This is a genomic window from Shewanella inventionis, assembly GCF_014641855.1.
Classification (GTDB): domain Bacteria; phylum Pseudomonadota; class Gammaproteobacteria; order Enterobacterales; family Shewanellaceae; genus Shewanella; species Shewanella inventionis.
Map to the genome: position 1 here is coordinate 93,114 of NZ_BMII01000003.1, position 14,055 is coordinate 107,168.

General features: G+C 41.8%; 12 protein-coding genes and 1 riboswitch. Of the genes, 7 read left to right on the forward strand and 5 right to left on the reverse strand.

Annotation, left to right across the window (positions count from 1 at the left end; all coding sequences use genetic code 11):
- Positions 1 to 61 precede the first annotated feature (61 nt).
- Positions 62 to 919, reverse strand: a complete 858-nt coding sequence (locus IEW93_RS02690) for a universal stress protein (protein ID WP_188736658.1) — start codon at positions 917 to 919, stop codon at positions 62 to 64.
- 272 nt (positions 920 to 1,191) lie between these two features.
- On the opposite strand from IEW93_RS02690, the gene IEW93_RS02695 reads away from it, so the two are divergent.
- A complete protein-coding gene (locus IEW93_RS02695) occupies positions 1,192 to 2,388 on the forward strand; it encodes a cation:proton antiporter (RefSeq protein WP_188736660.1) in 1,197 nt (398 codons plus the stop codon).
- Positions 2,389 to 2,771: 383 nt separating this feature from the next.
- The gene (locus tag IEW93_RS02700) at positions 2,772 to 4,562 is read left to right on the forward strand and encodes an acyl-CoA dehydrogenase C-terminal domain-containing protein (RefSeq protein WP_188736662.1); all 1,791 of its coding nucleotides are present in this window, start codon (positions 2,772 to 2,774) and stop codon (positions 4,560 to 4,562) included.
- Between the two features lie 75 nt (positions 4,563 to 4,637).
- On the opposite strand, the gene IEW93_RS02705 is transcribed toward IEW93_RS02700, so the two are convergent.
- From IEW93_RS02705 to IEW93_RS02720, 4 genes are all read right to left on the reverse strand, one after another.
- Positions 4,638 to 5,216 (reverse strand): thymidine kinase, encoded by a 579-nt coding sequence (locus IEW93_RS02705; RefSeq protein WP_188736664.1) that lies wholly within the window; start codon positions 5,214 to 5,216, stop codon positions 4,638 to 4,640.
- 151 nt (positions 5,217 to 5,367) lie between these two features.
- A complete protein-coding gene (locus IEW93_RS02710; protein ID WP_283104385.1) occupies positions 5,368 to 6,924 on the reverse strand; it encodes a Na+/H+ antiporter NhaC family protein in 1,557 nt (518 codons plus the stop codon).
- A gap of 81 nt (positions 6,925 to 7,005) precedes the next feature.
- Positions 7,006 to 7,221, reverse strand: a riboswitch (Lysine riboswitch).
- A gap of 305 nt (positions 7,222 to 7,526) precedes the next feature.
- Complete coding sequence (locus tag IEW93_RS02715; protein WP_188736665.1) at positions 7,527 to 8,450, reverse strand: electron transfer flavoprotein subunit alpha/FixB family protein; 924 nt, start codon at positions 8,448 to 8,450, stop codon at positions 7,527 to 7,529.
- A gap of 1 nt (position 8,451) precedes the next feature.
- Positions 8,452 to 9,201, reverse strand: a complete 750-nt coding sequence (locus IEW93_RS02720; protein WP_188736667.1) for an electron transfer flavoprotein subunit beta/FixA family protein — start codon at positions 9,199 to 9,201, stop codon at positions 8,452 to 8,454.
- A 435-nt stretch (positions 9,202 to 9,636) separates the two neighbouring features.
- Here IEW93_RS02720 and IEW93_RS02725 point away from each other — a divergent pair, with 435 nt between their 5' ends.
- From IEW93_RS02725 to IEW93_RS02745, 5 genes are all read left to right on the forward strand, one after another.
- Positions 9,637 to 10,047, forward strand: coding sequence for an H-NS histone family protein (locus IEW93_RS02725; protein WP_188736669.1), 411 nt, complete (start codon positions 9,637 to 9,639; stop codon positions 10,045 to 10,047).
- A gap of 141 nt (positions 10,048 to 10,188) precedes the next feature.
- Entirely contained in the window at positions 10,189 to 10,584 is a 396-nt protein-coding gene (gene rcsF, locus IEW93_RS02730; protein ID WP_188736671.1) for an Rcs stress response system protein RcsF, read from the forward strand.
- A gap of 121 nt (positions 10,585 to 10,705) precedes the next feature.
- On the forward strand, positions 10,706 to 11,485 hold the full coding sequence (tsaA, locus tag IEW93_RS02735; protein WP_188736673.1) for a tRNA (N6-threonylcarbamoyladenosine(37)-N6)-methyltransferase TrmO: 780 nt from the start codon (positions 10,706 to 10,708) through the stop codon (positions 11,483 to 11,485).
- Between the two features lie 4 nt (positions 11,486 to 11,489).
- Positions 11,490 to 12,101 carry an acyltransferase gene (locus IEW93_RS02740; protein WP_188736675.1) on the forward strand — a complete coding sequence of 204 codons (612 nt, stop codon included), beginning with the start codon at positions 11,490 to 11,492 and terminating at the stop codon, positions 12,099 to 12,101.
- A gap of 117 nt (positions 12,102 to 12,218) precedes the next feature.
- Positions 12,219 to 13,934 carry a proline--tRNA ligase gene (locus tag IEW93_RS02745; protein WP_188736677.1) on the forward strand — a complete coding sequence of 572 codons (1,716 nt, stop codon included), beginning with the start codon at positions 12,219 to 12,221 and terminating at the stop codon, positions 13,932 to 13,934.
- Positions 13,935 to 14,055: the final 121 nt, after the last annotated feature.

The window sequence follows — 14,055 nt, forward strand, 5'->3', positions numbered from 1 at the left end:
GCTTATCACGATCAATAAAGCCCGGTTTTTACCGGGCTTTTTGTTACTGGCTTTATGAGTGTTATTCTTCTGTTGGGATAACCAAAACATTACTGCGCATCCGGCTTAAAATGGCTTCTGCAGTATTACCAATAATTCGCCCTAACAAGCCTTGGCGCTGCCTTGCACCGACCACAAAGTATTGGCTTTTTAAGCGGCAGGCTAATTCAAATAAACACAATTCAGGCTCACCGGTAATGATATGCATGCAATCGGCATCAACACCTATCTCGGCAATTTTTTGTTTATGTTCCGCATAAGCCTTTTTCACTAGGGCATTGATATCAAGTATATCCATATCGCGCACAATTTGCGGAATTCTGAGCACATAAGCCACATGTAGCTTTGTCCCCGTTGCTTTAGCAAACTGCTTACCATGGGCAATAACGGCATCATTAAGGCGCTGTTTTGCAGGGTTACTGGTGCCAAGGTCAATTGAAATTAACGTCGTGTTGCCGTTATTAAGCGGATTGTTAGTAAGCAACAACAAGGGCACTGTTGTATGGCGAATAAGCTGCCAGTCGGTCGGTAAATAATGCTCTGCATGGTGCACCGCTTTAACCATCAAATCAAAACCATGACGCTGAGCATGGCTGCAAGCATGTTCAAAAAGGTATTTACTCCAAATCACATGTAATGGCACATCTTCAGCATCGAGGCTATCTAAATGAGCTTGTAATTGTATTTCGCGTTGAGTCATCAAGGCTTTTTGCGCCACGCCCGCTAACCTTGGGTTGTCTCGGTCGGCACCACTTAAATAAGCATAAGTATAAGCAAACACTTCAACTTGTTTATTTAATTGTTTCGCTAACACTAATCCATGAGCAATGGCATCTGTGTGGGCATTTTCCATTTGAGCAATAACAAACATTTTGTTCATTTATATCTCCTTTATGAGACGTGTTAACGATCCAAAGCCACTTAAAACACATTGACTAAAGCTAATATCATCATGTTGTCACGTCATTAAAAACGCAGTAATTACCTAACAGCTACCCCATAACACATTCTCTAAAAACGTGAGCTAGCAACTATCTTTAGCTTAGCTAATAGCGTAAGTTTGTGCATAAATATCGGTATAAAAATTGATCAACATCAAGTTTATTAGATCAAAACAATCAAATACATATTGCCCAACTTAAGGAAAATGAGATGGCAATAGACAGCTTTGTCGTGTCACTGTTTCTTATTCTCATTGCCGGAAGGTTATTAGGAGAATTAAGTGACAGGTTGGGGTTTCCTAGCGTGGTGGGAGAAGTCACTGCGGGAATAATCATTGGTCCGTCACTGCTTAATTGGGTGTTACCACACAGCACTTTGGCCATCATCGCAGAACTCGGTGTTATCTTATTGTTATTTGATATTGGTTGTGAAACATCAATCAAACGCCTTGCTCATTCAGGTAACCAAGCTATTCGCGTTGCCTTGCTAGGAGTTGTCATTCCATTAATGACCACGGGGTTGGCGAGTTTGTACTGGTTATCACTGTCTCCTTTTACTGCATTATTTTTTGGCTGCGCATTAACTGCCACCAGCATAGGCATTTCAATTCGCGTTTTAGCACTCAATAACCAAACTCAGAGTCACGCAGGGCAAATTATCCTAGGTGCTGCGGTAATAGACGATATTGTTGGCGTAATGTTGTTAAGCATACTGTTTAATTTTGCCTCATCGGGTGAATTAGCACTTAGTTCAACATTGATGTTATTTATCATGATCGCCTGCTTTATTATCTTTAGCCCGCCGCTCATCAGAGCCATTATTTATCTTACTCGTTGGCTTCACCTAAAAGCGCGTATTCCAGGGTATGAAGTGTTTGTTGTCATGACCATGATTTTGTTATTTGCATGGTTAGCACACTTGTTTGGTACACCTGCCATTTTAGGTGGATTTGCAGTCGGAATGGGCTTGTCGAAACACTTTACATCTCCCTTTAATCGTTATTTAAAGAACCCTTTTACTTACACCAACCAACTAGAAGGAGCAGCAAAACCGTTAGTCCAATTATTTAGTCCAGTCTTTTTCGTGTACGTTGGCATCAGTTTAGACTTAAGCCAACTTGATGTGAGCTTTACAGGCTTAATATTACTGGCATGGCTAAGTTTTATTGCTGTTGTCAGCAAGTTTTTAGCGGGGCTCACCGCAAGCTCTAAATGGCAAGAAAAACTCATTGTAGGCTCGGCAATGGTGCCACGGGGTGAAGTCGGCTTAGTGTTTGCTGAAATGGGTCGTCAGCTTGGAGTAATACAAGCCAAAGAATTTGCCATACTTGTTATGGTTATTGCTCTGACAACACTGATTGGGCCGTTAATCTTAAAATTAACAATGGAAAAAAATCAATCTCAGTGACGAAATAGCAAGCGTATTTTAATATCGCTATTGCTGATTAACCCGTTCATTTATGCCTAACAGTTCAAAAAAAACAGTCACAACGACCTTAAGAAGGTGGCAATTGAACACAATTTACAGACTACCCAAGCCAAGCAAATAATGATCGTTTAGGCATAAACCTCCGTATCGAACAACATTCATACAGCATATGCGCCAAAGTAAATTTAACAATACATCCAATATTCGAAAAAGTTTACGCTTACGTAAAAATAATGCTGAGTTTTTACTCGAAATTGGTTATGTTAGATAACACAAGCCAAAGAGATTGGACCAGTATTAAAAATGATGGTTTACCGCCTTTGTTGAAATATTGAAATACACAGTAACCAAGGAAAGACTTTATGCCAATTTATCAAGCCCCTCTTCGCGACTATCAATTCATTTTGTCAGAATTACTCAGCATTTATCAGCAAACTGATCTACGCGGTTTTGATGAAATAGACGCAGATCTCACCGATGCAATCTTACAAGGTGTAGCAGACTTTACTACCGACATCATGTTACCACTTAATGCCAGCGGCGATTTAGAAGGCTGTAAACTGGTTGACGGCAAAGTCATTACCCCAACAGGGTTTAAGCAAGCATACAAACAATATGTTGAAGATGGTTGGGCCACATTAACATGCGACCCAGAGTACGGCGGCCAAGGTTTACCAGAAGTGATTGGCACGTTTGCTACCGAAATGAAAACGGCAACCAACATGGCGTTTGCCATGTACCCAGGGCTTACCCATGGCGCCTACTCAGCCATTCATGTACATGGCAGCGATGCACTAAAACAAAAATATTTAGCGAAATTAGTCAGTGGCGAATGGACAGGCACCATGAACTTAACTGAATCGCATGCAGGAACAGACCTGGCATTACTGCGCACTAAAGCCGTTCCTGCGGGTGATGATCTGTATGCCATCAGTGGTGAAAAAATCTTTATTTCATCTGGCGATCACGATCTTGCTGAAAACATCATTCACCTGGTACTGGCACGCTTACCAGACGCACCTGAAGGGGTTAAAGGCATTTCGTTGTTTGCTGTACCTAAGTTTTTAGTTAATGCTGACGGCAGTTTGGGTGAAGCCAATACACTTGGTGCGACCGGCCTTGAGCATAAGATGGGCATACACGGTAACTCAACCTGCGTAATGCATTTTGACGGTGCCATTGGCGAATTAGTTGGCGCCCCACATCAAGGCTTAAAAGCCATGTTCACTATGATGAACCAGGCTCGTTTAGGTGTCGGTATTCAAGGCTTAGGTGTGTCTGATATTGCATACCAAAACGCATTAGTCTATGCCAAAGAGCGCATTCAAGGCCGTGCATTAAGCGGTGTAAAACAGCCTGAGCAAGCTGCTGACTCATTATTAGTGCATGGTGATGTTCGCCGTATGTTGTTGTCACAAAAATCGTTTAACGAGGGTACCCGCGCACTAATGGGCCAACAAGCATTATGGCTTGATGAAGCTGAGCGCCATACCGACCCTGTAAAAGCCAAACAGGCCTCGGCGTTAGCTGCACTGTTTACGCCAATCGTTAAAGGATTTGTTACAGATCAAGGCTTTAAAGCTTGTGTCGATGCACAGCAAGTATACGGTGGCCATGGTTATATTAACGAATGGGGCATGGAGCAATTTGTCCGTGATATCCGTATTGCGATGATTTACGAAGGCACTAACGGTGTGCAAGCACTTGATTTAGTTGGCCGTAAATTACTGGCAGACAAAGGCGCTGCATTAACGCTATGGTCTGGCATGGTGAAAGCATTAATCGAGCAACATGCAACTAATGATGCGATGAAACCTTATTTAGCGGGGTTAATGGATGCGGCGGGCGATCTTGAAAAAGCCACCGGCTTTATTGTTCAAGCTGCCAGTAAAAATCCAGATCTCATTGGTGCTGCATCAATGGCCTATATGCAGTTATTTGGCATTACCGCACTAGCTTGGATGTGGACACGCGTTGCAGCAACGTCATTAGCCGCATTAGAAGCCGGAACCGAAGAAACTGGCTTTTACCAGGCTAAACTTAAAACAGCACAGTTCTTTATGAGTTATTGGGGCATCCAAACACGCAGCTTACGCAAACAGATTGAATCTAGCAGTGCTGATATTGTTGATTTCGCAGACGCTGATTTTTAATCGGTAAATGCAAACAAAAAAGCCGCGTCATTTCACATGACGCGGCTTTTTTTTATTCAATCAGCTTAGGTTGGCCTAATCCCACAAAAACTCTCTAAAATGCTTACGACACACTGACTCGTAACTTTCGTTGCCACCAATGGCGACCTGCTCACCTTCTCGCATCGGTTTGCCTTCATGGTCCAGCCTTACCACCATGTTGGCTTTACGGCCACAATGACAAATCGTTTTTAGCTCAACCAACTTGTCAGCCCAAGCCAATAAATAATGGCTGCCAGGAAATAGCTCACCTTGGAAGTCGTTACGAAGGCCATAGCACAACACGGGAATATCCATATTATCGACCACATGAGTTAACTGACGTACTTGTTCTTTACTCAAAAATTGGCTTTCATCGACCAGTACGCAATGGATTTTTTGCTCGTTGTTCGACGCGGAAATTAATTCGATTAAATTATCGTCATCTTTAAAAACCTGCGCATCTGTTTCAATACCAATACGCGACGACACTTTACCTACGCCATAACGATTATCTATCGATGCGGTCATCACCAAAGTGTGCATGCCACGTTCGCGGTAATTATAAGAAGACTGCAGCAATGAAGTTGATTTACCGGCGTTCATTGCCGAATAATAAAAATACAGTTGCGCCAAAATTAAGCGTCCTAATCGTTAATGATAGATAGGCTGTCATATTACCTTTATTAACATCGCAACAACAAACAAAAATGCCGTATTCGTTACGAACACGGCATTTTTAAACGTTAAGCACAACGACTAAGCAGCTTAAAGCTAAGCTCAACGTTTATTTTTTAGCCCAAAAGTGTAACATCACAATGCTGAACACAAACAATACACTACAACAGATTAATCCTGCCATTAGCGAGCCAGTAAACCCTAATACGCTGTAACCAACCAAACTGATAGCAGCTGCTATCAAGGCATAAGGTAATTGCGTCACAACATGGTCTATATGGTGACAACTTGCACCGGTTGATGACAAAATGGTGGTGTCAGATATCGGCGAGCAATGATCGCCAAACACCGCACCAGACAAAACCGCTGCCAACATAGGTAACATCATGCTGCTGTCACTGCCCATAGCCATATCAGCTGCAATCGGTAACATAATGCCAAATGTGCCCCAACTTGTGCCTGTAGCAAACGCTGTAATTCCCGCTAATAAAAACAACACGGCAGGTAACAAGGCAAACGGGATATTGTCTGTGGCTAAACTTGCCATATATTTACCCGTTTCAAGCTGACCAATCACACTTGAAATGGTCCAAGCAAATAGCAATATGTAAATTGCAGGTAACATAGAGCGAGCACCCACGGCCAGCCCTTTAAATAGCATTGAAAGTTCGACTTTCTGAAATATAGCAAGCGCAACTGTAGCGACAAAGCCGACAAGCGAGCCAAAGAAAAGCGATGAACTCACATCGGTGTTTTCAAAAGCACCTAACACACTAAACGGCAAGTCACTTGCAGCTAATGCATCAGCGCCGCTTGCAACCATAAAATACACAGTAGCAAATACCAAAATGGCAATCGGTAAAAATAAGCCTAGTACTTTGCCTGTATCAGCCTCTGGTAAGTCAGCAACAGCCCCAGGAGGTTGACCTTTATTCTCGTCAAATAATTCACCACGTAATGCATTTAATTCATGCTGGCGCATAGGGCCAACATCTAAACTAAAAGCTGCAACGCACAGTAATAACAACAAAGAAAACAGAGCATAAAAGTTCATTGGGATCATTTGCACAAAAACGCTTAAATGGCCTGAATCGGTAAAACCATGAGCGGTTAAAATGCCACCAATTAACGCAATAATGTAAGCTCCCCAACTCGAAACTGGAGAAATCACACACACAGGCGCTGCTGTCGAATCCAGAATATAGGCCAATTTAGCACGCGAAATATGATAACGGTCAGTAATAGGGCGCGAAATGGAGCCGACAACTAAGCTATTGAAATAATCATCAATAAACACCACACAACCCAAAAACATGGTCATTAATTTAGCATCTCGTTTATTACGGATACGCAATTTAGCCCAATCAGCAAATGCCCTTGCAGAACCACTGACGGTAATTAATGCTGTGATCATCCCAAGGACAATCAAAAAGCCCAGAATGTACACATTCCAACTGTTCAGAGCAGCGTCTTTCCACACAAGTTGGCTTGCGGTATTGGCGATATATTCACCACTACCCACAACAGAAAAATCTGTTAACAACAACGCGCCTAAGACAATACCTAAGCCCAAAGATAGCAGCACTTTACGCGTAAAAATGGCCAATGTAATCGCCACAAGTGGTGGCAAAACTGACAGTGCCGAATCGGCATAACTTATGATCATAATTTAATTATTTCTTCGTTGGATACGAATAGAGCAAACTAGAAATAAGACTGGACACACACAGAAAGTGTATGCTTGAACTTAACTAGTAGCACTCCACAGCAATACCCATTTAATATGAATATCATTTTTTATCATCACGATAAAAAACACTATGACAGTGCAGTCCCTTTCGAGAACTGCCCCAACAAATGAGGGTGATAGACTCATTTATTTCGGCATTGCATCCTTTGGTGCTGAATTATTGGAATCACCCAATCCAGCATTACTCTTATACAATGCACCTCTACTTTCACTACTTGCCAATGACACCTCACAAATAGCGCCGACATACAATCATAAATGGTACGTAGTCCGCTAGCAATAAGCGCTAAAAGGCGGTGCAAATAACAATTATGACAACTAAAGCCACAATTGCATTTCATTATATTAACGTTTTTGAATCAAATAAACACGGCACACACTGAATACAAAAAACAACAACTAAGCAATTTAGGCAAAAAACGCCCAATATAAAAGGTTTCTACCGGTTAAGTAGAAACCTTTTATTATCTCAAACAGCCCATCAAAAGATGAGTTGTTTAAATGAGCAAACGATATGATTAAACTAAATTATTTAACGCCGGAACCGCCTCAAATAAATCAGCGACTAAACCATAGTCTGCGACCTGGAATATCGGTGCTTCAGGATCTTTGTTAATAGCAACAATCACTTTAGAGTCTTTCATGCCCGCAAGATGTTGAATAGCACCAGAAATACCCACAGCAATGTACAAATCAGGCGCCACAATCTTACCTGTTTGACCCACTTGTAAATCATTAGGTACAAAGCCTGCATCAACTGCCGCACGAGAAGCACCCACTGCAGCACCTAACTTGTCAGCTAACTGCTCAAGAATGGCAAAGTTTTCACCACTGCCCATACCACGGCCGCCTGAAACAATTATGCCAGCGTTACCTAATTCAGGACGCGCAGATTCAGTTAATGCTTGTGATACAAACTCAGTACGAGCTGTAATAACCTGAGAAAGGTTAACTGTTTCGGCGCTGCCTGTTGAGGCAACCGCGTCAAACGCACTTGAACGTACCGTCATGACTTTTTTAGCATCTAAACTTTGTACTGTCGCTAATGCATTACCCGCATAAATAGGACGAACAAAAGTATCGCTGCTAACAACATCAATAACCTCAGAGATTTGCGCAACATCTAATAACGCTGCAACACGCGGCAAAGTGTCTTTACCAATGCTCGATGCTGCGGCTAAAATGTGCTCGTAATCAGCCGCCAACTCAACCACCAATTTAGAGAGGTTTTCAGCAAGCTGAGCACCATATTCAGCGCTATCAGCAACCAATACTTTACTCACACCCGCAAGCGCTTGAGCAGCAGTGACCGCAGCGCCACAATCAGCCCCCGCCACAAGTAAGTGAATATCACCACCAATGGCCGTCGCAGCGCTAACAACCTTGGCCGTATCAGATTTTAAACTGACGTTATCGTGTTCTGCTAATACTAAAATGGCCATGTTAGATCACCTTCGCTTCGTTTTTTAACTTCTCAACCAACTCTTCAACTGAAGACACCATAATACCGGCTTTGCGATCCACAGGCGGAGTAACTTTAAGCACAGTTTGATGAGCTTTTAAGCTCACACCAAGATCGGCAACGGCTAAAGTGTCTAACGGCTTACGTTTGGCTTTCATTATATTTGGTAATGATGCGTAACGAGGCTCGTTTAAACGCAAGTCAACAGTGACAATAGCAGGTAACGGCATTGATAAGGTTTGTAAGCCTCCGTCAATCTCGCGAGTAACAGTCACCTTCTCACCATCAAGTTTAACTTCAGATGCAAAGGTAGCCTGTGGCATATCGGTTAATGCCGCGAGCATTTGGCCTGTTTGATTGTTGTCACCATCAATTGATTGCTTACCAAATATAATTAGCTGTGCTTGTTCTTTTTCTTGCACCGCTTTTAAAAGTTTGGCAATAGATAAAGGAACTAAATCCTCATCAGTTTCAATATGAATGGCTCTGTCTGCACCAAGAGCCATAGCCGTTCTTAACTGCTCTTGAACTACTTTGGCACCCACACTCACCACAACAACTTCAGTGGCTATGCCAGCTTCTTTTAATCGAACCGCTTCTTCTACTGCGATTTCACAAAATGGGTTTAACGCCATTTTAAGGTTTGTCGTATCAACATTTGTGTTATCAGCTTTTACCCTGACTTTCACATTGGCATCGACTACGCGTTTAACAGGCACCAATACTTTCATAGGTTTTCCTTCTTACACCTTCAATGTATGTGGACAACACACTGGCGTTTGCCAATGCAAGATGGGATTACTTTACGTCCTGTTAACGTTAACGTCAATCAAAGTCAAACGCTTGTTTAGATTTTTTTATCCGCGAGGTGGCAATCAAACTACACGGCATTTAAACAAAAGGGCATAAAATATTAAGTTTAATTAAAAATATTGGGTATTAAAGGTAATTTAATTTGATCCTATACTGAATAGTTTCTATTATTGTAACTATATTCGGTATTATTAATTTTGCATTGGTCATCTTGTGAGATTAACTCTCATCAATATAATTAAAAAGAATCCAAATAAACCACATGCAATACTGAAATTTACCCTGTAAGTTGAACAAATTACCTTAAATAAATCTTTTATTTTTAATAATAAATCATTAGGAAACTAAACAACATGAGTGACTTTTTAGATATTTTAACCCACGGTCGTCGTTTTAAAGCAGCAGTAAAAGAATTGTCTCTTGATGATTTACGTGACACAGCCGCCAAGTTAGAAAAAATTATTGCTGATCGTGAAGAAGAAGAAAGATTAGAGCTTGAAGCCAATGCTGAGCGTAACGCTCGCATTGCGGAAATTCTCGCACAAATCGAAAACAGTGGTTTATCAATTGAAGATTTAGGTGACGTAACATCTGCACCTAAAGCGGCTAAAGCCAAACGCGCACCACGTCCACCTAAATATCAAATTACGGTTGACGGTGAGTTAATCCAATGGACGGGTCAAGGTCGTATGCCTACTGTATTTAAAAACCAAGTTGAAAGCGGTAAAGACATTAAAGAGTTCTTAATTCCTGGCATGGAATAATTTTTTAATAACATATTTGTTGATTAACGATAACAAAGGGCTTACTTAGGTAAGTCCTTTTTATTTGACTGCTTTATCAACACCAGAAGACAGGGTAAACTTAAGCCGTTGGCTCATACTTATTAATTAAAGGCTACGGCTATGATTTTTTCTGTTAAACACGCATTGTTTCTTTCTAGTGCCGCACTTTTATTGAGCGCGTGTGCAAGTGATTATGTTTTCAAAAGTAATTTAGACGGTAAAGCAATAAACGAATACTTTAAAGTAGGTGACGTTGTTTTATATGATGGGGAGGTTCAACCTAAAGGGCAATTTGAAGTATTAGGTTTAGTCGAGGGCGAAGCCTGCCAAGAAACCCAAAAAGACACGCCGCCCCAAATGGCAGAAGCAAGAACCAATGCCAGAAAAGCCGCTGCTGAATTAGGTGCAAATGGTTTTGTCGTAAAAAGCTGCTTTATGATTACCGAAGCGGATAACAGCTGTTATAGCCGTGCATTTTGTGTAGGACAAGCAATCAAAACAACTAATACCAACTAAGCTAAAGTGACAGAATCAATATTAACCGCAGCACTGAATCTAACGTGATGAAACACACAAATAATGAGTCATCACGTTAGTTATTATCTTTATTCGACTATTTGCTTATTTCAGGTATTGCATGACTCAAGATGCCACTCAAATTCATTTAAACACACCAAACAACACTGGCTCGTTTAGCAGTCAAATTAATGCCGTAGCCATTTGCAGAACCCCCTATAAGCAGAAATTTGGCATTCCTCGTCAACCAGGTCTAGTTAAGGCCACTGGCTATATTGAGTTTGAACCGGCGTTTAACCATATCGACGCCATTCGAGGCATTGAGCAATATTCTCATTTATGGCTTCTGTTTTGCTTTCATGAAAATTTAGCACAAGGCTGGAAAACCACGGTGCGCCCACCAAGATTAGGTGGAAATGAAAAGCTTGGCGTATTTGCCACTCGCTCAACATTTAGGCCCAACGGTATCGGCCAATCCGTTGTCAAATTACATGGCATAGTCAATCGTAAAGGCAAAGTATGTTTAGCCATATCTGGCATGGATTTACTAGATGGCACGCCTATCATTGATATTAAGCCTTATATTCCATTTTCAGATGCGATCCTTGATGCAAAAGGTGGCATTGCCCAACAAGCTCCAGAGCTCATCGCGGTACATTACACTGAACTGGCTAAAACCCAAATTGCACAATATGGCACACAAGCGCAATACCAGGATCTCATGGAGCTTATTAATGGTGTCCTATCCCAAGACCCTCGCCCCGCTTACAAAAAAGCCAAAGACGATCCCAAATTGTATCAAGTAGCCTTATACGACTTAGATATTTTTTGGCATATCACCTCTCACGGAATTGAAGTGCTAGAACTTAAACCCACTAAAGTCTTTCTACTGAAGGACTAACAATATGGCAGATCTCAACTACCAAGCTCAGCATAAAAAACGTTTATCTTGGATGCCATGGCTATATTTTTCACTTAAACCAAAACATTTGCTGTGGGCTAAACCTTGGCAAGACGACATACAGCAGCAGTTAACACAACTTGAAACCATTCACATTGGTGAACATTGTTTTATTGCACCACAAGCACAATTATTTGCAGAACCCGGACGTGATATCGTTATCGGCAATCAATGTATGATCAGTGCCGATGTGTTTATGCACGGCCCAATCACAATGGGAAATGAAGTCGCAATCAATCACGGTTGCAGTCTTGATGGCGGACGAAATGGAATACAAATAGGCCATCAAACGCGTATCGCTAATAATGTGACCATCTATGCCTTTAACCATGGTATGGCACCAAATACGCCAATTTATCAACAAGCAGCAACCTCAAAAGGCGTAGTTATTGGTAACGACGTTTGGATTGGTGCCCAGGCTGGAATTGTCGATGGCGTAACAATTGGTCACCATGCAGTAATAGGTATGGGCAGTATAGTCACCAAAGATGTGGCCGAATATGCAATTGTGGCAGGAAATCCAGCCCGAGTGATTGGCGATAGACGAGATAAATAATCACCTTAAGCAAATAAAGCACAATAAAGACATATTTTGAGTTGAATTAGCAGGTGACATCGTTCATGCAGGTGCTAAAATGACGCACATTCATAGTAATTATTTTGGACATTGGGAATGCGAGTTAGTAAGTACCTGCTTTCAACACAAAAAGAAACCCCTGCAAATGCAGAGGTGATTAGTCATCAGTTAATGCTTCGCGCGGGTATGATCCGCCGTAACGCATCAGGTCTATACAGCTGGTTACCCTCAGGTTTACGTGTACTTCGTAAAGTTGAAGCCATTGTTCGTGAAGAAATGAACAAAACAGGCGCTATCGAAATCCTAATGCCTTTAGTACAACCAGCAGATCTTTGGGTTGAAACTGGCCGTTGGGAAAAGTTTGGCCCTGAATTACTGCGTTTCCAAGACCGCCACAACCGTGATTTCGTGCTCGGGCCAACCCATGAAGAAGTGATCACAGATTTAGTACGCAAAGAGTTAAGTTCATACAAACAATTACCACTGACTCTTTACCAAGTACAAACTAAATTCCGTGACGAAGTTCGTCCTCGTTTTGGCGTAATGCGCGCACGCGAATTTTTAATGAAAGATGCCTACTCTTTTCATTTAGATCAAGACACTATGGATAGCACATACCATGCTATGCATACCGCATATAGCAACATCTTAACGCGTATGGGCTTAGAGTTCCGCCCAGTATTAGCCGATACAGGTTCAATTGGTGGCAGTATGTCACATGAATTCCACGTATTAGCTAACAGCGGTGAAGATCTTATTGCTTACTCAACTGGTAGCGATTATGCCGCTAACATTGAAAAAGCCGAGTCGCCAATACCTACACAAGCTCGCCTTGAACCAACTCAAGCAATGACATTAGTTGATACACCTAATGCCAAAACCATTGCTGAACTGGTAGAACAATTTAATCTAGACATCACCAAAACTGTTAAAACATTGATTGTGAAAGGCGCAACCGAAGAAGCTCCATTAGTTGCATTGGTTATCCGTGGCGATCATGAACTTAACGAGATCAAAGCCGATAAACTCGAGCTTGTTGCCTCTCCGTTTGAATTTGCCTCTGAAGCAGAAATTCGTGATGCTGTTGGTGCAGGTCCAGGTTCATTAGGCCCTGTGGGCTTAACAATGCCTATTGTTATCGATTATAGCGTCGCGGTTTTAAGTGATTTTGCTGCCGGTGCCAACACTGAAGATAAGCATTATTTTGGTATCAACTGGGAACGTGACTTACCACTTGCAACAACTGCAGATATCCGTAATGTTGTTGAAGGCGAACCAACACCTGATGGTCTAGGTACTTATGCAATGGCACGTGGCATTGAAGTTGGCCATATTTTCCAACTTGGTACCAACTATTCAAAAGCCATGAATGCCACAGTATTAGATGAAAACGGTAAAGCTCAAATACTGTTAATGGGCTGCTATGGCGTGGGTGTAAGCCGAATTGTGGCCGCCGCAATTGAACAAAACCATGATGATCGTGGCATTATTTGGCCAGAAGCGATTGCACCGTTCAGCGTCGGTATCTTACCGATGAACATGCATAAATCTCATCGCGTTGCAGATATTGCAGAGAAACTTTACCAAGACTTAGCCGATGCTGGTATTGAAGTGTTGATGGACGATCGTAAAGAGCGCCCAGGTGTAATGTTTGCTGATATGGAATTAGTCGGTCTACCGCATGTTGTGGTCATAGGCGATCGCAATATCGATGCAGGCGTATTTGAATACAAAAACCGCCGCACCGGTGAAAAACAAGATATTCCATTCGATCAAATCGTAGAATTCTTAAAGAATGCGGCAAAATTGTAACCACTAACTGCTAAATTAAAATCCGAAAAACGCACTTTATGGTGCGTTTTTTATTGGCTTCTTTTCAGGATTAACATAATTTAGTCCAATTGGTGTTAATCCCCTATGGAGTGCAATAGAA